We start from the raw sequence: 21,880 nt of genomic DNA, 5'->3' as shown, positions 1-21,880 counted from the left end.
AGTACGCGGCCCCGGGGCAACGCGTACCAGTGCCGCACAAACCTGCGGACACCACCGCAGGCCGCCATGAGACAAGTCTGCCGCGACCGCTCCGAGCTGCAAGACTTGCGGGCATGATGTTCCGCGCGACCGCCCGACACCCGGCCCTGATCCTCGACGATGTCCGGGGCGCGCAGAAAATGCTGTCCGGGGTGGCCAGGGTGACCGCCCTGGAGGGCAGCCGGCACCTGACCGAGCTGGTCGGCGCCCCCGTCCACCTCAAGTGCGAGAACCTCCAGCGCACCGGCTCCTTCAAACTGCGCGGCGCGTACGTGCGGATCTCCGGCCTCACCCCGGTGGAGCGGGCGGCCGGGGTGGTCGCCGCCAGCGCCGGGAACCACGCCCAGGGCGTCGCCCTCGCCTCCACCCTCCTCGGCGTCCGGTCCACGGTCTTCATGCCCGTCGGCGCCCCCCTGCCCAAGGTCGCCGCGACCCAGGAGTACGGGGCCGAGGTGCGGCTGCACGGCCAGGTCGTCGACGAGACACTGGCCGCCGCACAGCAGTACGCGGAGGAGACCGGCGCGGTCTTCATCCACCCCTTCGACCACCCCGACATCATCGCGGGCCAGGGCACCGTGGGGCTGGAGATCCTGGAGCAGTGCCCGGAGGTCCGCACGATCGTCGTCGGCATCGGCGGCGGCGGACTCGCGGCCGGCATCGCCGTCGCGGTGAAGGCGCTGCGCCCCGACATCCGGATCGTCGGCGTCCAGGCCGAGGGCGCCGCCGCCTACCCGCCCTCGCTCGCCGCCGGCCGCCCGGTCTCCCTCGACAACCCGGTCACGATGGCGGACGGCATCAAGGTGGGGCGTCCGGGGGACATCCCGTTCGCGGTGATCGAGGAGCTGGTGGACGAGGTCCGCACCGTCACCGAGAACGAGCTCTCCAGCGCCCTGCTGCTCTGCCTGGAGCGGGCCAAGCTGGTGGTGGAGCCTGCCGGGGCGAGCCCGGTGGCCGCACTGCTCAGCGACCCCAAGGCGTTCCGGGGGCCGGTGGTGGCGGTGCTCTCCGGCGGCAACGTGGACCCGCTGCTGATGCAGCGCGTCCTGCGCCACGGGATGTCCGCCGCCGGCCGCTACCTCAGCCTGCGGCTGCGCCTCACCGACCGGCCGGGGGCGCTGGCCACCCTGCTGGCGGCACTGACCGTCGCCGACGCCAACGTGCTCGATATCGGCCATGTGCGCACCGACCCGCGCCTCGGGCTGACCGAGGTGGAGGTCGACCTCCACCTGGAGACCAAGGGCCCCCGCCACTGCGAAGAGGTCGAAGCGGCACTGCGCCGGGACGGCTACCGGGTCATCGGCTGACCGACCGGTTCCCGCCTGTTGGCCGGATCCCGTTATTCACCGCGCGGTGAGGCCCGGCGAATCCTAGGATCGCTGACGAACCACGTACGTGTACGTCATCCGCGAACGACGGGGGAGTTCATCCATGCCAGGTGCCATCCACGCCGAAGGTCTGGTGAAGACCTTCGGTGACGTACGAGCCCTGGACGGAGTCGACCTCGATGTGCCCGAGGGCACCGTCCTCGGGCTGCTCGGCCCCAACGGCGCGGGCAAGACGACCGCCGTACGGGTCCTGACCACCCTGCTGCGCCCCGACAGCGGAGCTGCGTTCGTGGCCGGGATCGACGTACTGAAGAAGCCCAACGAGGTACGCCGCTCGATCGGGCTCTCCGGACAGTTCGCCGCGGTCGACGAGTACCTGACCGGCCGGGAGAACCTCCAGATGGTCGGGCAGCTCTACCAGATGAGCTCCCGCGACGCGAAGGCCCGGGCGGGCGTCCTGCTGGAGCGGTTCAACCTCGCCGACGCCGCCGACCGTACCGCCAAGACGTACTCCGGCGGCATGCGCCGCCGGCTCGACCTCGCGGCCGCCCTGGTCGTCTCGCCGCCCGTGATGTTCATGGACGAGCCGACGACAGGGCTCGACCCGCGCAACCGGCAGCAGCTGTGGGACGTCATCGAGGACCTGGTGGCGGGCGGTACGACACTGCTGCTGACCACGCAGTACCTGGAGGAGGCCGACCGCCTCGCCCACGACATCTGCGTCATCGACCACGGCAAGGTCATCGCCCGCGGCACCTCCGACGAGCTCAAGGCCCGCACCGGCGGCGAGCGCGTCGAGGTCGTCGTGCACCGCCCCGACGAGATCGAGCCCGCCCGCTCGGTGCTGACCACCCTGGGGAAGGGCGAGGTCACCGTCGCACGGCTCTCCCGCAAGCTGACCGTCCCGGTGAGCGGCGGGGCCAAGCTGCTCGCCGAGATCATCCGCGAGCTCGACGGCAGCGGCGTCGAGATCGACGACATCGCCCTGCGCCGCCCCACCCTGGACGACGTCTTCCTCTCGCTCACCGGCCACGCGGCCGAGGCGGACGAGCACGGGGACCCCGAGGACAAGAAGGAGGAGACCCCGTGAGCGTCACCACCAAGGACGCCCCCGTCCTGACCCCCCGCCCGTCCGGCGGCGTCATGCAGTCGGTCCGGGACTCACTCGTCGTCGCCAAGCGGAACCTGATCCGCATGACCCGGATCCCCGAAATGGTGATCTTCGGGCTGATCCAGCCGATCATGTTCGTGGTGCTCTTCACGTACGTCTTCGGCGGCTCCATCAGCATCGGCGGCTCGACCGACCCGCAGCTGTACAAGGAGTTCCTGATGGCGGGCATCTTCGCCCAGACCGTCACCTTCGCCACAGCGGGCGCCGGCGCGGGCATCGCCGACGACATGCACAAGGGGCTCATCGACCGTTTCCGGTCGCTCCCCATGGCCCGGGGAGCCGTCCTCACCGGGCGGACGCTCGCCGACCTCGTCCAGACCACCCTCACCCTCGTGGTGCTCGCGGGGGTCGCCCTGATCGTCGGCTGGCGCACCCACGAGAACATCGGCAAGGTGCTCTGCGGTTTCCTGCTGCTGCTCCTGCTGGGCTACGCGTTCTCCTGGATCGGCGCCCTGATCGGCCTGTCCGTGCGGACCCCGGAGGCGGCGACCTCCGGCGGGCTGATCTGGCTGTTCCCGCTGACGTTCATCTCGAACGCCTTCGTACCGGTCACCGGCATGCCGACGTTCCTGCAGCACGTCGCCGAGTGGAACCCCTTCAGCGCCACGGTGGCGGGCGCCCGTGAACTCTTCGGGAACACCATGCCGGGGGTGCCGAAGTCGGTCACCGGGGCGTGGCCGATGGAGCACCCGATCATCGCCTCGGTGATCTGGTCGGTCCTGATCATCGTGGTGTTCCGGAGCCTGGCGGTCCGCAAGTACCGCTCGGCGACCGTCTGACGTACCGAGGACCCACCGACGACGCGGGAGCCCCGGCCTTCTCGATGAAGGCCGGGGCTCCCGCGTCGTTCCGTCGTGGTGGGCCGGGGTGTCAGCCCGTGTACGGCTTCGCCGCCAGGATCTTCACCGTGGCCGTCTTGCCGTTCGGCAGCTCGTACTCGGCGTCCTCGCCGGTGCGCTTGCCGTTCACGCCGATGCCGAGCGGGGACTGCGGGGAGTACGTCTCGATGTCCGAGCTGGCGTACTCGCGCGAGGCCAGCAGGAAGGTCGTCGTGTCGTCCTCGTCGCCGTCGAAGGCGATCGTCACGACCATGCCGGGCTCGACCACGCCGTCGTCGGCCGGCGCCTCGCCGACCTTCGCGTGCTCCAGGAGCTGGGTGAGCTGGCGCACCCGCAGCTCCATCTTGCCCTGCTCCTCCTTGGCCGCGTGGTACCCGCCGTTCTCCCGGAGGTCACCCTCCTCACGGGCCGCCGCGATCTTGACGGCGATCTCCGTGCGCGCGGGACCAGACAGGTGCTCCAGCTCGGCCTTGAGCTGGTTGTACGCCTCCTGCGTGAGCCAGGTGACGTTTTCGCTGGTCTGGGTCACAGGTGCTCCTCGTCGGTGCTGGAAATACAAAGCGGTGCTGGGAATACAAAGCATCGCCCTACCCGGAAGCATGTGCTGCCACGGGTGGGCGAAACCACGAGCCTAACAATTCCGCAGGAAAAGGGGGAGAAGGTAAACCGTCACACGTCCGGGTGGACTGCTCCACCGCCGGAAGGCGCAGGTCAGACGGGGTGCGTCAGATGCGGGACCCCGGGCGGTTCAGCGGGCCGGAGAGCTGTCCGCGGTGCAGCCCGTGAGCTCGACCGCGGTCGCCAGCGCCCGCGTCCGCATCACCACGAGCTCGTCGATCCGGTCGGCGCCGGGCGCGAAGCGGGCCTCCTTGCGGCCGACCTCGCTGCCGTCCTTGCTCAGGGCCCGTACGGTGCAGTAGCCGTCGACCTCGCGGTCCTTGCGCACTTCGAGGTGGGCCTCGGTCCGCACGTCGGAGACGATGTCGAACTTGATCAGCTCGGCGCTGATGCCCTGGCCGGTCACATAGCCGTAACCGATCCAGCCGACCACGCCGAGCAGCGCGACGCCCAGCACCGAACCGACGATCTTCAGCTTGCGGTCCGCGCGCTGATCATCGGTCCTGCCGTACCGCCCCTCGGGCGTGGCTTCGCGAACCGCCGTCATGATCTTTCCCTCCGGTCCGGGCAACGAGGAATTTTCCACCTCCCCGTTCGGTCACTATAGAAGTCGCCCGTGCGTCATCCGACCGCGCCCCACATCGCGACCACATCACTGAGGATCGAGCTTTGACTGAGCAGCTGCGACTGATGGCCGTTCACGCCCACCCCGACGACGAGTCGAGCAAGGGCGCGGCCACCATGGCCAAGTACGTGTCCGAGGGGGTGGACGTGCTGGTCGTGACCTGCACGGGAGGCGAGCGCGGCTCCATCCTCAACCCGAAGCTCCAGGGCGACGCGTACATCGAGAAGAACATCCACGAGGTGCGCAAGAAGGAGATGGACGAGGCCCGGGAGATCCTGGGCGTCCAGCAGGAGTGGCTCGGCTTCGTCGACTCAGGGCTCCCCGAGGGCGATCCGCTGCCGCCGCTGCCCGAGGGCTGCTTCGCGCTGGAGGACCCCCAGGTCGCGGCCGGGCGCCTGGTGGCGAAGATCCGCGCCTTCCGGCCCCAGGTCATCACCACGTACGACGAGAACGGCGGCTACCCGCACCCCGACCACATCATGACGCACACGATCTCGATGATCGCGTTCGACGGTGCGGCGGACGCGGAGGCGTTCCCGGAGGCGGAGTTCGGCCCGGTCTGGGAGCCGCAGAAGCTCTACTACAACCAGGGCTTCAACCGGCCGCGCACCGTCGCTCTGCACGAGGCACTGCTCGCGCGCGGCCTGGAGTCGCCGTACGGGGAGTGGCTGGAGCGCTGGAAGGAGTTCGAGCGCGTCGAGCGCACGCTGACCACGCACGTTCCCTGCGACGAGTTCTTCGAGATCCGTGACAAGGCGCTGATCGCGCACGCCACGCAGATCGATCCGGAGGGCGGCTGGTTCCGGGTTCCGATGGACGTCCAGCGCGAGGTCTGGCCGACCGAGGAGTACGAGCTGGCGAAGTCTCTCGTCGATACCTCCCTCCCCGAGAGCGACCTCTTCGCGGGCATCCGCGACAATGCCTGATATGTACGCGACCCAGGCACTGACGCACGTCGTCCCGCTCGCCGCCGAGCTCGACAAGAACAAGGTCACCCCCGGCGTTCTCGGCTTCCTCGTCTTCGCGGCCCTTGCCGTCGGCGTGTGGCAGCTGATGAAGTCGATGAACCGGCACATGGGGCGGGTGAACTTCGAGGAGGCACCCGACCCGGCCGCCCCCGAGGCCGCCACGAGCGGGGCCCCCGGGGCGACCGCCGAGAAGTAGGCCCGGGGCACGGGCTCCGTCCGGGGGAACCGGCTGGAGCCTCCGCTACGGCGGGGGCGCGGCCGGTCCTCCGTACCGCGAACGCGAACGTGACCGCGAGTGTGCCGTCAGTGAGCGCCGCGGCCCGCGATCCACTCCGCCAGGGCGAGCAGGGTGGACTCCGCGCTCCGCGCCATGTGGTCCCGCAGCGCGTGGAGGTCCCCGGGCGTGTCGCCCAGAACCGGGTCGGTACGCAGCAGCCGCCAGGTCTGCTCGACGATGCTGCCTGTGCCCTGCTTGCGGAGGAGCCACTCCCAGCGCACGATGCCGTGCTCGGCGCCGCCGACGACGAAGGCGAACGCGGAACCAGGATCGGCCCGCACCACCTCGGAACGGGTGCCCCATTCACGCCCGTCCCGGCGGTTGCGGCCGTGGAACCGCGCGCCGACCCAGGGGCCGTCCCCCGGCTCGTAGCTCACCGCACTGGCGCTCGGGCTCCACAGCTCGATCAGTGAGACATCGCTGATCAGGCGGTAGACGGAGTCCGGCGCCAAGGCGACCCAGCACCGCCTGGAGAAGGCGAAGGGCGTCAGATCGAGCCCGGCCGGCGGCTGGGGCGGGCCGGGGTCGGTGCTCTCGGACGTGGTGGCGCTCATGGGTGCTCCGTACGTTGTCGAGTCGAGGAGATACGCGGCTCATCCTGGGGACCGGCACGGGGAGCAGCCACACCCTGTGGATCCGCACCCCGGCAGGGTGAGGCGCGAGCCGGCGGCGCTCCGCATACTCGGTCCCATGACCAAGCACGGGCAGCTCGCCGACTTCCTCCAGGCACGCCGGGGCCTGCTGCACCCCGAGGACATCGGGTTGCGGACCTACGGCGAGCGGCGCCGGGTGCCGGGGCTGCGTCGGGAGGAGCTGGCGATGCTCGCGGGCATCAGCGCTCCCTACTACGCCCGGCTGGAGCAGGGCCAGTCGCGCAACGCCTCACGTGAGGTTCTCGACGCCATCGCCACCGCCCTGCGTCTGGACGAGTCCGAGCGGGCCCATCTGCACGAGCTCGCCCGTGCACCGAAGCGGGGCAGGGCCGCACCCCGCCCCCGCCCCGAGCATCTTCCCCCGGCCACCGGCGCGTTGCTGGCAGCGCTCGGAGGCACCCCCGCCATCGTCGTCGGCCGCCGTAGTGACGTACTGGCCTGGAACACCCAGGGGCACGCGTTGTTCGCGGGCCATCTCGACCGGGACGGCCCCGACGAACCGGGCCGACGGCCGAACATGGCCAGATCGGTGTTCCTCGACGCCCACACCCGTGACCTGTACGTCGACTGGCCCGCCAAGGCCAGGGCCGTGGTCGGGAACCTGCGCCTGACCGCCGGCCGGTACCCGGACGATCCCCTGCTGGCCGCACTCGTCGGTGAACTGACCATGCGCAGCCCGGAGTTCGCCACCATGTGGGCGGATCACCGGATCCTGGCCTGCGATGTCGCCGACTACGCGATGCACCACCCCACGGTCGGGCCCCTGACCGTGACGCAGCAGACCCTCCAGAGCCCGCAAGGAGACGGACCCGCTCTGGTGGTCGCCACGGCGGCCCCGGGCTCGCCCTCGGCGACCGCCTTGAAGCTCCTCGCCCACGCCGGCGGGCCGGGCGAGGCGGCCCGGCCGCCCCGGGGCGCCGAACCCCGCCCCGCCTGACCCGGGAACGAACCCCGCCCACCTGACCGGGGAAGCAGACTCCTCGGCCCCCTCCCATGGCTGGAAACGCTCGAACTACGGTCGGACACCGCCGTGTTCAGCCCGCACCTACCGGCTTCCCGCCCCCTCGGCACCCACCCTGGCTGCAGCATGCCCGCACGCCTGAGAACAGTGAAGGAACCCATGTCGCCCATGCCCCAGCGCAGCAGCATCGTCGCGACCGTCGCGGCCTCGGTCGCGGCGGCCCTCGCCGTCGCCCTCCCGGCCGACGCCACCCCGACGGACCCCAAGCCCCTGAGCGACGTCCGGATCGCGTCCCACTTCGACCTGGCCGCGGGCCAGCTGCCGGAGAACATCGCCCTGCTCCCCGACGGCTCGGCGCACATCACCTTCGCCGCCGGCCGCCAGATCGCCCGGATCACGCCTCGCGGCACCACCCGCATCCTGGCGACCCTCCCCGCGCCCGCCGACGCCGGGGTCAGGACCCCCGTCCTCGGCTTCCCCATGACCACCGGCATCGTCCACGCCCCCGGCGGTGCCACATACGTGCTGTACGCGACCGGCGCCGCCGACCTGACAGGCTTGTGGCGGCTGGCCCCGGGCCGGGCCCCCGAGCGCATCGCCGCGCTGCCCCCGGACGGCGTACCCAACGGACTGGCCCTCGACCGGCACAGCGGGCGGCTCTACATCACCGACTCGGTGCTCGGCACCGTATGGACCGTGCCGCTCTCCGGGGGCCGGCCCACCGCGTGGTCGACCGCACCCGAGCTCGCCCCGGACGGCTTCCTCGGAGCCAACGGGGCGAAGGTGCACGACGGCGCCCTGTGGGTGACCAACCTCGACAGGGGCACCCTCCTGCGCATCCCGATCCGGCACGGGAACCGGGCGGGAGCGCCGCAGGTGAAGGCGACAGGCCTGGCCGGTATCGACGACTTCGCCTTCACCGGCCGGGGCGACGAGGTGCTCGCCACCCTCAACGCGCCCAACAAGGTCGTACGCATCCGGCCCGACGGCACCGCCACCACCGTGCTGGACGCCGGGGACGGACTCCAGAACCCCACCTCCGTAGCCGTGCGCGGCAGGGAGGTGTACGTCCTCAGCGCCGCCTACACCACGGCCGAGGACCCCAACCTCCTGCGCGCCCGGCTGCACGGCGGCCGCCGGGGGTGAACCCGGCACGGTGAAGGGACGGGACGTACGGTCACGGGCGGGACGCCTCCAGCGGTACGCCCAGGACCTCGCGGGAGTGGCGGGTCGGGATCAGGCCGAGCCGCCACGCCTGCCAGCCGTCCTCCAGGTCCACCCCCCGGTCCAGCACCACCGCGTACGCCTCCGCGCACCGCTCCAGCCTGCTGTCCCGGGCGGGGTGGTGCTCGGCGGCCAGCTCCGCCAGCTCCTGCTGCGCCACCACCGTGCCCACCTCGCTGCCGCCCGGTGAGGCGTACGGCAGCAGCGTGCACCGCAGGAACCGGGCCCAGTCGCGCCCGCGCTCGTCCCCGTACGAGGCGAACAGCTCCACCGCCTCGCCGCACAGCGCGAGCGCCTGGGCCGCCCGGCTGTTGCCCGCGTCGATCAGCGCCAGCTCCAGGCAGGCCCACGCCTCCCCGTGCGCCACCCCGATCCGCCGGAAGTCGGCGCGGGCGTCCATCAGGAGCTGCCGGGCGAACCCCGAATTGCGCAGGTTCCCCGTCTGCGCGGCCCGCTGGTCGCGGGTCACCCGGCCCGAGTGGTGGCGGGCGCAGGCCAGCCCGTACACGTCCCGCATCCGGGAGAACATCGTCCGGGCCCGCTCCAGCTCCCGTACCGCCTCGACGGTGTCGCCGTCCTCCTCCAGCGCCTGGCCCAGGTAGTACAGCGTCCACGCCTCACCGCGCGCGTCCTCGTTGTCCCGGTGCCGGGCCAGCGCGTCGCGGAGCTGCTCCAGCGCGGGCTCCGGGTCGCCGTCCAGCAGCCGGGCCCGGGCCAGCTGGGTGATCGCCCACGCCTCGCCGCGGCCGTCGCGGGTGCGCCCGTACAGCTCCAGGGCGGTGGACAGGGCCTCCTCGGCCGCCGCCACCTCCCCCGTACGCAGGCGGACCTGGCCGAGCTGGAACCGCGTCCACGCCTCCCCGTGCAGCGACTCGCCCTCCCGGTGCAGGGTGAGCGCGGTGTCCAGCAGGGCGAGGGCGCGGCCCAGGTTGCCCCGGTCGCGTTCGACGGCCGCCAGCGCGTGCAGGGTCCAGGCGCGGTCCTCGGCCTGCGACTCGGAGGCCTGGAGCTCCAGCGCCTCACCGAGCCGGGCGGCGGCCTCCGTCAGGTTGCCCTGGTGGTGCAGGGTGATGCCGAGGGAGCAGAGGGCGAGGGCCGCCCCCGAGTCGTTGTGCGCCTCCCGATACAGGCCGACCACCGAGGAGAGCGTGGTGCGGGCCTTGTCCAGCTCGCCGAGCTGCCGGGCCGCGATCCCCGTACGCCACTGCACGGACCGCTCCAGCAGGCCCTGGTCGACGGAGCGGGTCAGCTCGCTGATCTCGCCCAGGCGGTAGAGGTCACCGCGCAGCAGGCAGTAGTCGCAGAGGGCGCCCAGGAGGTTCAGGACCGTGCCCTGGTCGACGCCCTCGCTGTGGCGCAGAGCGGAGGTGATGAAGCTGGACTCGTCGTCCAGCCAGCGCAGCGCCGAGTCCAGCGAGCCGAAGCCGTGCGAGCCGAACTGTCCGACCCGGGTCGACATCTTCCCGTCGACCATGCGGATCACCGCGTCGGCCAGTTCCGCGTAGTTCGTCAGCAGTCGCTCATGGGCGGCGGCCCGCTCGGCCGGCTCCTCCTCGTCGAGCAGCCGGGCCAGTGCGAAGCCCCGGACGAGATCGTGGAGCCGGTAGCGCGATCCCCGTACGTGGGTGAGCAGCCCGGCCCGGGTCAGCTCCGCCAGCCGCCGCCCGGCCTCCTGCTCGTCGGCCGCCAGCAGGGCCGCGGCGGCCGCCGCACCGAGACTGGCCCGGCCCGCCAGCGCGAGCCGCCGCAGCAGCCTGCGGGCCGCCTCGCTCTGGTCGGTGTAGCGCAGCCAGAGGGCCCGGTCCACGGGGGACACCGGACCGTACGCGCGCAGATCCTCGGCGAGCGCGCTCCGCGTACGGTCCCCGAGCGAGGACGCGGCCACCCGCAGCGCCAGCGGCAGCCCGCCGCACAGCTCCACGACGGCATCGGTGGCCGGGTAGTCGTACGGTCCCGCCTCCTCGCCCCCGGCGACCTCGCGCAGCAGCTCCTCCGCACCCGCCGCGTCCAGCGGGCCGACCGGCAGGTGGTGCACCCAGGCCGGGATGTCCGCGGGCAGCTCCAGGGGCTCCCGGGCGGTGACGATGACGAGGCTGTCCGAGCGCTCCGGGATCAGGGTGCGGACCTGACCGGCGTCGGTCGCGTCGTCGAGCACGATGGTGACCGGGGTGCCGGTGAGGTGCTGGTGGTACAGCTCGCCGAGGCGCCGCACGTGCTGCTCGGCGGCGGAGTTCGCGTACGCGGCCGCCTGGGCGGGACCGGTGGTGCCGGGGGCTCCTGGCGTGGCCCCTCCGGTGCGGCCGGGGGCGCCCGGCGTGGCCCCGTCACGGAAGAGCAACTGCTCGCGCGGGGCGCCCAGCCGGTTGAGCAGGTGCAGCAGGGCGTCCCGGGTCGGCAGCGGGCTCTCCCCGGCCACCTGGCCCCGCAGATCGACCACGCAGGCGCCCCGGAACTGGTCCTTGAGCGCGTGCGCCGCCCGGACCGCGAGCGTGGTGCGCCCGGAGCCCGGCTCGCCGTGCAGTACGACGACCGTGGGCCGGGTCTGCGTGGCGGCGCGGGCGGCGTGCACCCACCGGGCGATCTGCGCGAGTTCGGCCCGACGGCCGGTGAACGGCCCCTCGGCGTCGGGCAGATGCCCGAAGGACTGCTCCAGCACGACCCGCGTCCGGGCCGCCGCACTGCGGTCACCGCCGCGCAACTGCCGTACCACCGGGGCGGTCCGCTTCTTGGCGGCGCGGGAGGCGGGGGTCAGCATCCGCTGCTGGTCCAGGTACGGGCGGATGCCCCGTACCTCCAGCGCGGTCAGCCACTGGAGGCGCAACTGCTCGGCCCCGCCCGGCTGTCCGGCCGCACCGGCGCGGCGATGGGCGGCGGGCCAGTGCGAGGCGGTCGCCTTCGCCACGGTCGTCGCGGCGCCGGCCACCGCGACGACCGCGCCCGCGCCGAGGGCGGGACCGGTGGCCGTACCGAACGCCAGGTCCGCCCCGAACGCGGCGACGGCGGCAACCCCCGTCACCAGCAGGGGCGTTCCCAGCGTCTCCTTCGTGAGCCGCTCCGACAGCGGCCGCTCGCCCGCCGCCGCGGCGTCGAGCGCCTGCGTGTACGCGGCGTACTCCTCGCCCGCCCCCGCCGCGATGGTGTCGAGCGCTGCCCGCGCCCGCGCCATCAGCACGCCGGGGTCCGTCCGGCCACCCGTGCGGCGCGCCTCCTCCTCCACGGCGCGCACCAACAGCCTTGTCGCCTCCGCCCGATGGCTGTCCCGCATATGTGTCCCCCTCCGAAAGCTGCCCTGAAGCCGAGGGCCGGTGCCCCGGCATCAGGGCCAAGTCTCCTGCGTACGAGGCTTCGACGCGAGAGCCACTGTGCAAGGGGACGGTCAAGGAAGGGGGTGCGGGCTCACCCGGCCATGTCGCCGCCGCCCGGCAACGGCAGCCCGACAGCGGCGCGCACCCGCCCCTCCTCGCCGGCCCCGTCGCCCTCGCCGGAGCTCACCATCCGCTCCCGGAACTCCTCCTCGGTACGGGCCTTCGACGCCTCGCGCATCTTCGCCGACAGCGCGTCGAGCCGGTCCGCGAACGCCTCCGCGGGACCGCGCGCACCCGCCGGGAGCCCGTCCGCCGCCCGCAGCAGCCGCGCCGACTCCGCCTCACCCTCGGCCATCCGCCCGGCCCAGTCGGTCGCTCCCGCGAGGTTCTTCTCGGGCCCCTCGCCGGGCCGGCTCGCCCGCGCCTCACTGGCGGGCCGCAGCGCCGTCAGATACGCCAGCTGCCCTTCGTCCCAGTCGCCCACGTCCTGCCGCAGCGATTTCTCCAGCAGCCCGGCCGGAGGACCCACCCAGCACAGCACCGTCCGGTTGCCGAGCGTCCACCCCGTCGCGTCCGGGTGGTAGAAGAACAACTGCACCTGGGGGAGGGCCGCGCTGTCCAGCGCGAAGTCGTGCAGCAGCGGCGCGCAGCCCAGGTACGCCGAAGCCGCGACGGACTCGGTGCCGGGGAAGCCGCCGTCCTCCAGCTGGAACGAGCCGTACACCTCGCCCTGATGGGGCTTCTCGCACTCCACCACCTCGGCCGACAGGTCCTTCAGCCGGGGGTCGCCCTTGGTCGGCAGCCCCGACCCCGGGGTGAAGCAGTCACCTTCCCGCAGCCCGAACAGCGTGCCCGCCGCCGCCTCCCGGGGCCCGTCCACCGTCCACGTGGAGAACCGCGCCCCGCCGACCGCCACCAGCAGCACCGACAGAGCGACCACGGAAGCCCCCACAGCGGTCCCGGCGACCGCCAGCCCCTTGCCCCGCTTGCCGTTACGCGGAATCCGCACCAGCGCCACGATCCCGAGGACCAGCCCCACCGGCGCGAGGCAGACCAGCAACGACAGCACGAGGGACGCCACCGCCATCCCACTGAGCGGCGGACGCACCACCGGCTGCCAGGGCACGCCGGGCGGCGCCGTCGCGCCGTACCCGTACCCGTAGGGGCCGGGCGGGAGAGGGCCGGTCGGAGGTATGTGGGAAGGCGGAGGCGGCGGCACGGTCATGGTCCTGTGCCCTTTCGTCAGTCGTGATCAGCGCAGGAGTCCGTGTGGGGCCGGGGTGCCCGCACGGTAACACCGGGGCCACCCGCACCCTGTGCCACCTGCCCTCTCCCACCTGCCCTTTCGCTGCGGGGCCGGGTGGCGGGCGGGTGTCACGACAAGCAAGCACAGGACAGAGCCCAGGGCGAGCGGGTCAGATGGTTCCCAGGTTTCCGCCCGGTAGACGGTGACGTCCGGGCGGCGGTTGGTGAGGGGAACGTCCTGCAGGCGACCGCCTCCAGGAGGAGCTGTCTTCGACTCGGCCCGGTTCGGCAGAGTGAGGGGGAGTCTGTGCGGTCTCCACAGTGAGGAGAAGCCCTGTGAGAGGCTGGATCGCATGAACCGGCTGGCTGGTGTGACCTCGCCTTATCTGCTTCAGCATGCTGACAATCCCGTCGACTGGTGGCCCTGGGGAGCGGATGCCTTCGAGGAGGCGAAGCGGCGCGATGTGCCCGTTCTGCTGTCCGTCGGCTACTCCGCGTGCCACTGGCGCCAGTGCACTTGCTGAACCCATAAGTGCCTACCAGGCGTGACGTCATACAGTGATTTCATGAACGCCGAAAGTGATGACCTTGACGCCCGTATCGACGCCCGGACACAGGAGCAGTTAGCCGCCTCGCCTGATTGGTCCGTGGAGAAGTGGACGAGCGTCATGGTGATCCTGGAGCCGGACGACCGAGGCACCCCCCCCTCGCGACAGGCCTGTTTGAGATGACCTGCCCGCTCGTCAACCTCGTTTCTTTCTGAGCGCGGAGTGGTGGGCATGGAACCGTGATCGCAGGTTCGCCGAGATTAGACGCACAAGCCTCCTCGTACCGGGGGTGGTCGCGCCTGGACATGCTGTCCGTACCTAGGGGTGCTAGGCCGTTTCGTTCGGATCATCCGATCGTTGGTCTGGTTGTGTCGTTGACTGATGCGCAGTGGGCGCGGATCGAGCCGTTACTTCCTGACCGGTCACCGAAGCGGGGTGGCCGGTGGCGAGATCACCGTGAGGTGATCGACGCGATTGCCTTCAAGTTCCAGACCGGGACGCAGTGGATGTACCTGCCGGAGAAGTACGGCAACTGGCGGGGTGTCTACAACCGGCTGCGGATGTGGGCGGCCGACGGCACGTGGGAGCGCGTGTTCACGGCGCTGATGGCTCAGGCGGACGAGGAGGACGGTCTCGACTGGGTGGTGTCGGTGGACTCCACGATCGTGCGCGCTCACCAGCACGCTGCCGGGGCCCGCAAAAAGGGGCCCCGGCAGGCGAACCGGCCGACCATGCCATCGGCCGGTCCCGCGGAGGGCTGACCACCAAGATCCACCTCGCCGCCGACAGCCGCTGCCGCCCACTGGCGTTCGTCCTGACCGGCGGACAGGCCAACGACGCGCCTGCTTTCACCGAAGTAATGGCCCGCCTGCGCGTCCCACGCCCTCGAGGCAGGCCCCGCACACGGCCGGACGTGGTCCTGGCCGACAAGGCGTATTCGTCCCGCGCGATCCGCGGGCACCTGCGCGGCCGTGGCATCCGGGCTGTCATCCCGATCCGGGCGGACCAGAACATCCACCGGCTGCGGCGAGGCAGCCGAGGCGGGCGCCCTCCCGCCTTTGACCGCGAGACATACAAGCAGCGCAACTCCGTCGAGCGGTGCATCAACCGCCTCAAGCAATGGCGAGGAATCGCCACCCGCTACGAGAAGACCGCGACCATCTACCTGGCCGGCCTCCACATCGCGGGCATCTTCCTCTGGTCAGCCCGCTGATCCAAACGAAACGGCTAGTGCGTTGCCGCTTGTTCTAGCCTGGCCCCGCAGGGCAAAGGGGTGGGAGCAGGATGCCGAAGGTGCCTGAGAGTCGGCGCGTTGGGCGTATGGCCGTGAATGCTGGTTTGGGAACGTCAAGGGGGCGGCTGCTGGGCTGACATGGCGGACGGAACGAGTACGGCGAACCCATGATCTTCTGGCAGCAGACAGCGCGGAAGCGCACTGGCTCACGGGGTGCTTCAGTTCCACAGAGTGGTGCCGCCGACCGGTCGAGTGAACCGATTTTCCTGACGGTGAGGTTCCTTGGCGCTGCTACATCTGACGTCGCGCCCGTCACTTCAACGTCTCATCAATGTGGGTGAGCGGAAGGGGAGCGGAGGGGTGATCACGTCGAACTGCGTGTGGGGTGGCTGCCCACGTCGGCAACTGCTCGGGCGAAGGTACGGAAGGTCAAGACCCGCTCGGGAGCGCCAAGGCCGCGTAGCGCGCACAAGAAACCGACCAGAAGGGTCAGGGGGTAGATGGCGCGCTGGAGGGTGAGTGCACCAGCGCAGATCACGGTAGACAGCAGTGCCACGGTCACGATGTGAATCCTTTCGGGTCGACGGCGCACCGCCCGGTGCGCTGACCTCATACAAGGCTGCGCGGTGCCTGAACTCCGAGGCGCGTTGCGTGCCAAGGCGTTCAAAGTTCCTGGTCGAGCCGATGATGTCCGGACTTCCGGTCCGGATCGTCTACCGGGAGTTGCCGTCACGCCTCGCGTTCACATCTGGGTCGCAGGAAGAGTGGCGGCTGCCCGTAAAGTCGGTTCCTTTGTCGAGGCTGAGGCGGATGGCCGCCTTTGCTGCCGCGCCAGAGCCGCTTGCGGATTTGGTCAGCCCGCTCGGGAACATGCGCGGGATCCCTGGTGTCGCAGCCAGGTCCGGACTGCTCCGGAGGGCGCAGCCCTTGGTGCTTCAGCCGCGCCCAAGGGCTCCTCTCGCGTCCATCGCCGCGTGAACCGCATGCGGTCGTTGGTGTTCCGGCCTGCGACACCCAGGAGGGCCAACGGCCCAGCGCACCGTAAGCCAGGTACATCCTGGCGGTCGATTCTCCGGAAAGCGGCCGAGCGCCAGGCCGTGGAGACCCTCTCTCGATGCCCGGCGGCATGCTGGTGAGCTTCTACAAGGGTGGAGTTCACCGGACCCTAGTCAGTCGATGTAGCGGGACTGGATCCACCCTGGAGCAGTTGCTCGGAGACGCGGTCCTTGGCCTTCTGGCAGAACGGGTGTGCAGACGGCTTGGGTGCCTTCCACCCAAGCCGTATTGGTGGGAACTTTCAGGCGATTCCATTCGGCGCGTTCCGGCCGTCATACCGTTGCCGACGTCGTAGGTTCCGGAAGGCAGTTACTGAGAGAATGTCCACTTGATATCGAACGATTTATCTAGCTCATGATGACGTAATGATCGATCATGATCCATCGCTAAGGATCGGCACGCCGTACGCGATTCAGCGCGATCACGTCAATGTGTGAATCCTCGGGATGGGTCGCGAGGTGACACGTTTCCGAACTCCTCGAACCATCCTTCTGGCCGCAGGTCTCCAATGCCCATACGTTGGTTGAGCGGGTTGTCGGGGTGCTCCAGTCCTTGCATCATCGGGTCGTAGAGGAAAAGCACATCGTGGTCCTGGAAGAGCAGGTCCGAACAAACATCCCAGTCGTAGTCGCCCTGCTGTTCGGGGAGCCCTTGTGTGAACTCAGCCACCAGATCCGGCTCATCGCATGTCATCGCCGAAGCGCTCTCAAGAGCGAAGTGGAGCGCAAGTTCCTCCGCCGCGCAGCGTGGTTGGGGAGAGCGGCCGAGAGTGATGTCCTCGTTGAGATCATCCAGGGCTCTTAGCGCCCTGCGTCGCCAATGTCGTGGCTGGTTCCATGTGGAGGCTGGCAAGAGTGCAAAGAAGATCCCGAAGCTGTTCGGAGAGACTGGCTGGTCACCCAGTTCGTTCAACTCGTCGTGAGCCATATCGGCGAGGATCTCCAGGTTGCAGCTTAGGATGCGTGATGTGCGGGCCGTCATCTGCCACGGCTCTTCGTCCTCCTCATCCCATTCGACGTTCGGGTCCCAGGTTTCCGAACCCAGCCCGTGTCCCATTTCGGGCCGGTAGATTTCCGGTTGATTGAAGAACGCGATTGCAACCGCATCTCCGCCTTCTGCAGCGCGGACGTACCACTTATGAGCTTCGTCGTTTTGCCTGTGCCGCTGGGCGATTACACCCCGGAGTCGCATGGCAAGGGCATCTCCTTGATCGGCAGCCCTCTCGTAGCAGGCCACTGCTTCGTCCCATCGCCCTTCAATTTCGTGGAGGGCGCCAAGGGTGCGGGCCTGCAACGGAGTTCCTGTCTCAGATACGGTCCGGTACCACGAGGACCAGGTGTGTTCCGGCCGTCTTTCGCGTTGTACGAACCCAAGGTCGTGCATTGCGACGTGGTTACCTCGGGCCGCCAGCGGAGAGAAGCAGCGCTCGGCGAGCACCAGACGGCCGAAGCGGAAGGCAGACCGTCCGACAGGTAGCAGCTCGCTACCGCCATTCGCGTGCGTGACCGCAGCTTCCCAAACCTCGTCGGGGATGGCCGTAGCTTCGACGGCACTGGCAACGGCGTCCACGAGGTAGTCGAATGGCCGCCAAGCCTCGGTGGTATCCGTGGCAACCAGCATTCCTGCCACACCGAACTGGGTCTCGGTTGCCCACACTAGAGCCTGCTCGGGGCTCTCAGCTTGGAGGCGTGAGGCGTCCCCGGCACTGAGATAGCACGTGGACAAATTCAGCAGGGTCTCGGCGGGCAGAGGGGTGGAGATGCCTGCCCGCGCAAGATCGATCGCCGCCTGAACCAGGGCAGCGCCACGGGGATGGCCTTTCGGCTGGCGTCGAGTCGTCAGGAATTCCTCGAGTAGCTTCGGGCCGGCTGCGAGGTATTCCGCGATGCCGTGAACCCCGTGGTGATGGGCTGCGTCAGCCAGACGTTTGTCGGAGTTTGGGTTCGCCAGGTGTGCGCGGAGCCTACCCATTTCCGTCTCGGACCACTGCCGGTCCAGTACGAGGGGCTCGATGAGGTTCAGGACCCGGGATCCGAGGCGGCGCACGGATGCCACGTCAGCGTCCATGCCTCGCAACGCGCGCTCACTGTAATTGCCATACACCTCGGAACGCATGGTGGCCATGACCACAACCCGTTGCTCTAGAAGCGCGGACAACATGCCTTGATCGAGGCCGCCGGGGAGGAGGAAGCGGTCGAGGTCGTCCAGCCAGAGCACCCACCTCCGGTGGCCGGGCCTCGGTAGGGATACATGCGCTAGCACGGGGCTCAGGTCGCTGGCTGCAGGTGGCGCGACGATCCAGTGATCGGGCAGTTCGCGTCGTACAGCCTCGAAAGCGCACCGAGATTTTCCGGCTGTGGACTCGCCGACCAACAAGACGAAGCCTCCGGTCTCCCTTGCCTCTGCCAGCTGGGCCGAGACTGTACTGTCTGCGTCCCGCGGTACATAGGCCGGTAGTGGAGGAGCGCCCTCAAGGCGACTTGTTCGGTGTACGCCCAGTTCCAGAGGATCGGACTCAGCCACAGGGCGGATCGGGATCCGGACTGCGCCTACCGTGATCTGGCGCGATTCTTCCTGCGGCGGAGTGGGAGTCTTTGCTCGCGCCGCGCGCAGTAGGCGATCCCAAACTGCCGGGTCGGCGAGTGCGGCAGGGAGAGCGAAGTTTCGCTGCCGAGCCAAGCTGTCGACCGCCCTGAGAAACTCTCGGAAGAGCTTATTGGTCGGTGTGTGCTTCCCGCTTCGCCAATCGCTGATGCGCTGTACGGACAGGGAACTTCGCCCAAGGCGGTCCCTGCTGGCAGAGCAGATAGCGGCTGGCTTAGGGGAGCCAGCGGCAGCGAAAAGAGCCTCCAGGTGCTCCCGGAATTTGCGCTTTCCCTTGTGTTTCGTCACGGGGAATCTTCCGGCGCTGTCAGACGGCGCCCAGGTCGACAGTCACGGGGAACGGAGCGGCAGTCTTGATCACGCCGGTGAACATCTCGCCGTCCCGGTAAGCCTTGGTGGCGGGGTCGAGGACGTAGGTGTAGACGATCGGAACGCCAGTGGCGGCCTGCTCGATGCGCCAGTAGAAGGGGATGCCGGCCTTGGCGTACTGGTCCACCTTTACGATTCGGTCCGTGGTTTCCGATCCGGGCGACACGACCTCGACGACCAGGAGTACGTGTTCAGGGCGGGTGGGCGTGAGGTCGATGGTTTCCGACCGGTAGACGGTGACGTCCGGGCGGCGGTTGGTGAGGGGGACGTCCTGCAGGCGGACGTCGAAGTCCGTGTCGGCGTTCCAGTCCGGGCCTGCGGCTGCGTCCAGCGCGTTGGCCAGGATGCGGGCCAGCCGGTTGTGCCGCTTGGAGGCGCTCGGGCTCACGACGACCATCCCGTCCACGATCTCGATGCCGGCGCACTGCTCCTCGGACCAGGAGTCGTACTGTTCCGCGCTGATCTGCGTGTGCATCCAGGCGGGCGCCACCATCTCGGCGGTCATGGGGGTACCTCCTTCGAGGAGCCTCGGCAGGTCCGGCGCTGCTGCGCTCAGCCTACTGTTCCGAGGTGGCGGGGCGCCCGACACGGACGAACGCCGGGAGGGGGGTCGACGTCGACCCCGGGGGAGGGGGAGGGGGAGCCGTCCACCACGTTATGGCTCACGAGAGTAATTCGGCCAAGCGAGGCGGGCTCGTGAGGGTTTCGCCGGTCGTGCCAGGCGCTGTGAGAGGCTGGATCGCATGAACCGGCTGGCTGGTGTGACCTCGCCTTATCTGCTTCAGCATGCTGACAATCCCGTCGACTGGTGGCCCTGGGGAGCGGATGCCTTCGAGGAGGCGAAGCGGCGCGATGTGCCCGTTCTGCTGTCCGTCGGCTACTCCGCGTGCCACTGGTGCCACGTCATGGCCCACGAGTCCTTCGAGGACGAGACCGTCGCGGCCTACCTCAACGAGCGCTTCGTCGCCGTGAAGGTCGACCGTGAGGAGCGGCCCGACGTCGACGCCGTGTACATGGAGGCCGTCCAGGCGGCCACCGGGCACGGTGGGTGGCCGATGACCGTGTTCCTCACCCCGGACGCCGAACCCTTCTACTTCGGGACCTACTTCCCGCCCGAGCCCCGGCACGGGTCGCCCTCCTTCCAGCAGGTGCTCGAAGGGGTGAGTGCCGCGTGGAGCGACCGGCGTGAGGAAGTGGCCGAGGTGGCCGAGCGGATCGTCGCCGATCTGGCCGGGCGGTCGCTGGCCCACGGGGGTGAGGGGGTGCCGGGGGAGCCGGAGATCGCGCAGGCGCTGCTGGGGCTGACGCGGGAGTACGACGAGCAGCACGGCGGGTTCGGGGGTGCGCCCAAGTTCCCGCCGTCCATGGCGGTGGAGTTCCTGCTGCGGCATTACGCCCGTACCGGGTCCGAGGGGGCGCTCCAGATGGCCGCCGACACCTGTTCGGCGATGGCCCGGGGCGGGATCTACGACCAGCTCGGCGGTGGGTTCGCGCGCTACTCCGTGGACCGGGAATGGGCCGTTCCGCACTTCGAGAAGATGCTGTACGACAACGCGCTGCTGTGCCGCGTGTATGCCCATCTCTGGCGTACCACCGGGTCCGAGGAGGCCCGGCGGATCGCCCTGGAGACCGCCGACTTCATGGTGCGGGAGCTCCGTACCGCCGAGGGCGGCTTCGCCTCCGCGCTCGACGCCGACAGTGAGGATCAGGAAGGAAAGCATGTCGAGGGCGCCTTCTATGTGTGGACGCCCGCGCAGCTGCGTGAGGTGCTCGGTGAGGAGGACGGGGCCTTCGCCACCGCGTACTTCGGTGTGACGGAGGAGGGCACCTTCGAGGAGGGGGCCTCTGTCCTGCAGCTCTCCGGTGAGGCGCGGCCCGTGGACGCGGGGCGCGTCGCGGACGTACGGGCCCGGCTGCTGGCGGCCCGTGAGGGGCGGCCGCGTCCGGGGCGGGACGACAAGGTGGTCGCCGCCTGGAACGGGCTCGCCATCGCCGCGCTCGCCGAGACCGGGGCCTATTTCGACCGTCCGGATCTGGTCGAGCGCGCCACCGAGGCCGCCGATCTGCTGGTCCGGGTCCACCTCGGTGAAGTGGCCCGGCTGACGCGGACCTCCAAGGACGGTCGCGCGGGCGATAACGCCGGGGTGCTGGAGGACTACGGCGATGTGGCCGAGGGGTTCCTCGCGCTGGCGGCGGTGACGGGGGAGGGGGCCTGGCTGGAGTTCGCCGGGTTCCTGCTCGACATCGTGCTGGAGCAGTTCACCGGCGAGGGCGGGCAGCTCTACGACACCGCCCACGATGCGGAGAAGCTGATCCGGCGGCCGCAGGATCCGACGGACAGTGCCACTCCGGCCGGGTGGACGGCGGCTGCGGGGGCGCTGCTCTCGTACGCCGCCCATACCGGGTCCGAACCCCACCGCACCGCCGCCGAGGGTGCGCTCGGGGTCGTCAAGGCGCTGGCTCCGCGCGCGCCCCGGTTCATCGGCTGGGGGCTGGCCGTGGCCGAGGCGCTGCTGGACGGGCCCCGCGAGGTGGCCGTCGCCGGGCCGGTCGGCGGCGAGCTGCACCGTACGGCGCTGCTGGGCCGGGCGCCGGGTGCGGTCGTCGCGGCGGGCGAGGGGCCGGGCGCGGGGACCGAGTTCCCGCTGCTGGTGGACCGGCCGCTGGTGGGCGGCGAGCCGACCGCGTACGTCTGCCGGCACTTCGTCTGTGACGCGCCGACCACGGATGCGGGCGAGCTGGCGGTGAAGCTCGGCGGCTGAGGCCGGGGAGGACGGGAAAGGGGCCGGTCACGTGAAGCGACCGGCCCCTTTCCCGTA

The 21,880-nt window shown here is 70.2% G+C and carries 16 protein-coding genes and 1 pseudogene; 10 read left to right on the top strand and 7 right to left on the bottom strand.

The window, feature by feature from the left end:
* Window positions 1–113: 113 nt before the first annotated feature.
* The 3 genes from ilvA to IE264_RS26300 all read left to right on the top strand — a co-directional run bounded on the left by ilvA (window position 114) and on the right by IE264_RS26300 (window position 3,314).
* Window positions 114–1,343, top strand: a complete 1,230-nt coding sequence (ilvA, locus tag IE264_RS26310; RefSeq protein ID WP_032757653.1) for a threonine ammonia-lyase — start codon at window positions 114–116, stop codon at window positions 1,341–1,343.
* A 124-nt stretch (window positions 1,344–1,467) separates the two neighbouring features.
* The gene (locus IE264_RS26305) at window positions 1,468–2,454 is read left to right on the top strand and encodes a daunorubicin resistance protein DrrA family ABC transporter ATP-binding protein (RefSeq protein WP_032757654.1); all 987 of its coding nucleotides are present in this window, start codon (window positions 1,468–1,470) and stop codon (window positions 2,452–2,454) included.
* Window positions 2,451–3,314: an ABC transporter permease gene (locus IE264_RS26300; RefSeq protein WP_032757655.1), complete on the top strand. Its 864-nt coding sequence runs from the start codon at window positions 2,451–2,453 to the stop codon at window positions 3,312–3,314. The genes IE264_RS26305 and IE264_RS26300 overlap by 4 nt, the downstream gene beginning before the upstream one ends.
* A 91-nt stretch (window positions 3,315–3,405) precedes the next feature.
* On the opposite strand, the gene greA is transcribed toward IE264_RS26300, so the two are convergent.
* Both greA and IE264_RS26290 read right to left on the bottom strand, forming a co-directional pair.
* Window positions 3,406–3,903, bottom strand: coding sequence for a transcription elongation factor GreA (greA, locus tag IE264_RS26295; protein ID WP_015610985.1), 498 nt, complete (start codon window positions 3,901–3,903; stop codon window positions 3,406–3,408).
* Between the two features lie 219 nt (window positions 3,904–4,122).
* Window positions 4,123–4,539, bottom strand: a complete 417-nt coding sequence (locus IE264_RS26290) for a DUF4307 domain-containing protein (RefSeq protein WP_015610986.1) — start codon at window positions 4,537–4,539, stop codon at window positions 4,123–4,125.
* A gap of 122 nt (window positions 4,540–4,661) precedes the next feature.
* Between IE264_RS26290 and mca the strand changes: the two genes are divergently transcribed.
* A complete protein-coding gene (mca, locus tag IE264_RS26285; protein WP_031123278.1) occupies window positions 4,662–5,543 on the top strand; it encodes a mycothiol conjugate amidase Mca in 882 nt (293 codons plus the stop codon).
* Window position 5,544: 1 nt separating this feature from the next.
* Complete coding sequence (locus IE264_RS26280) at window positions 5,545–5,781, top strand: hypothetical protein (protein WP_032757656.1); 237 nt, start codon at window positions 5,545–5,547, stop codon at window positions 5,779–5,781.
* A 107-nt stretch (window positions 5,782–5,888) separates the two neighbouring features.
* On the opposite strand, the gene IE264_RS26275 is transcribed toward IE264_RS26280, so the two are convergent.
* Window positions 5,889–6,416 carry an SRPBCC family protein gene (locus tag IE264_RS26275; RefSeq protein ID WP_032757657.1) on the bottom strand — a complete coding sequence of 176 codons (528 nt, stop codon included), beginning with the start codon at window positions 6,414–6,416 and terminating at the stop codon, window positions 5,889–5,891.
* Window positions 6,417–6,552: 136 nt separating this feature from the next.
* Between IE264_RS26275 and IE264_RS26270 the strand changes: the two genes are divergently transcribed.
* Together IE264_RS26270 and IE264_RS26265 are read left to right on the top strand one after the other, a co-directional pair.
* Window positions 6,553–7,452 carry a helix-turn-helix domain-containing protein gene (locus tag IE264_RS26270; protein ID WP_032757658.1) on the top strand — a complete coding sequence of 300 codons (900 nt, stop codon included), beginning with the start codon at window positions 6,553–6,555 and terminating at the stop codon, window positions 7,450–7,452.
* 192 nt (window positions 7,453–7,644) lie between these two features.
* A complete protein-coding gene (locus IE264_RS26265) occupies window positions 7,645–8,622 on the top strand; it encodes a hypothetical protein (protein ID WP_032757659.1) in 978 nt (325 codons plus the stop codon).
* 31 nt (window positions 8,623–8,653) lie between these two features.
* Here IE264_RS26265 and IE264_RS26260 read toward each other — a convergent pair whose 3' ends face one another.
* Both IE264_RS26260 and IE264_RS26255 read right to left on the bottom strand, forming a co-directional pair.
* Window positions 8,654–11,965: a tetratricopeptide repeat protein gene (locus tag IE264_RS26260; RefSeq protein ID WP_032757660.1), complete on the bottom strand. Its 3,312-nt coding sequence runs from the start codon at window positions 11,963–11,965 to the stop codon at window positions 8,654–8,656.
* 131 nt (window positions 11,966–12,096) lie between these two features.
* Entirely contained in the window at window positions 12,097–13,092 is a 996-nt protein-coding gene (locus IE264_RS26255) for a DUF4190 domain-containing protein (RefSeq protein WP_229887763.1), read from the bottom strand.
* 511 nt (window positions 13,093–13,603) lie between these two features.
* On the opposite strand from IE264_RS26255, the pseudogene IE264_RS26250 reads away from it, so the two are divergent.
* Window positions 13,604–13,756: pseudogene (locus tag IE264_RS26250) on the top strand (DUF255 domain-containing protein); the annotation flags it as partial.
* 347 nt (window positions 13,757–14,103) lie between these two features.
* A protein-coding gene (locus IE264_RS26245) for an IS5 family transposase (RefSeq protein WP_373301937.1) occupies window positions 14,104–15,011 on the top strand; the annotation gives its coding sequence in 2 pieces (ribosomal slippage) (window positions 14,104–14,527 and window positions 14,527–15,011; 909 coding nt in all).
* A gap of 1,503 nt (window positions 15,012–16,514) precedes the next feature.
* Here IE264_RS26245 and IE264_RS26240 read toward each other — a convergent pair.
* Both IE264_RS26240 and IE264_RS26235 read right to left on the bottom strand, forming a co-directional pair.
* The gene (locus tag IE264_RS26240) at window positions 16,515–18,305 is read right to left on the bottom strand and encodes an SEL1-like repeat protein (protein WP_051821849.1); all 1,791 of its coding nucleotides are present in this window, start codon (window positions 18,303–18,305) and stop codon (window positions 16,515–16,517) included.
* A gap of 694 nt (window positions 18,306–18,999) precedes the next feature.
* Window positions 19,000–19,566, bottom strand: a complete 567-nt coding sequence (locus tag IE264_RS26235; RefSeq protein WP_032757666.1) for a Uma2 family endonuclease — start codon at window positions 19,564–19,566, stop codon at window positions 19,000–19,002.
* Window positions 19,567–19,804: 238 nt separating this feature from the next.
* On the opposite strand from IE264_RS26235, the gene IE264_RS26230 reads away from it, so the two are divergent.
* Entirely contained in the window at window positions 19,805–21,823 is a 2,019-nt protein-coding gene (locus tag IE264_RS26230) for a thioredoxin domain-containing protein (RefSeq protein ID WP_190167708.1), read from the top strand.
* The last annotated feature ends 57 nt before the right edge of the window (window positions 21,824–21,880 follow it).

This window comes from Streptomyces microflavus, assembly GCF_014650075.1.
Lineage (GTDB): Bacteria > Actinomycetota > Actinomycetes > Streptomycetales > Streptomycetaceae > Streptomyces > Streptomyces microflavus.
Note: the sequence above shows the minus strand (reverse complement) of the source record. Positions and strands in the feature narration are given on the sequence as shown.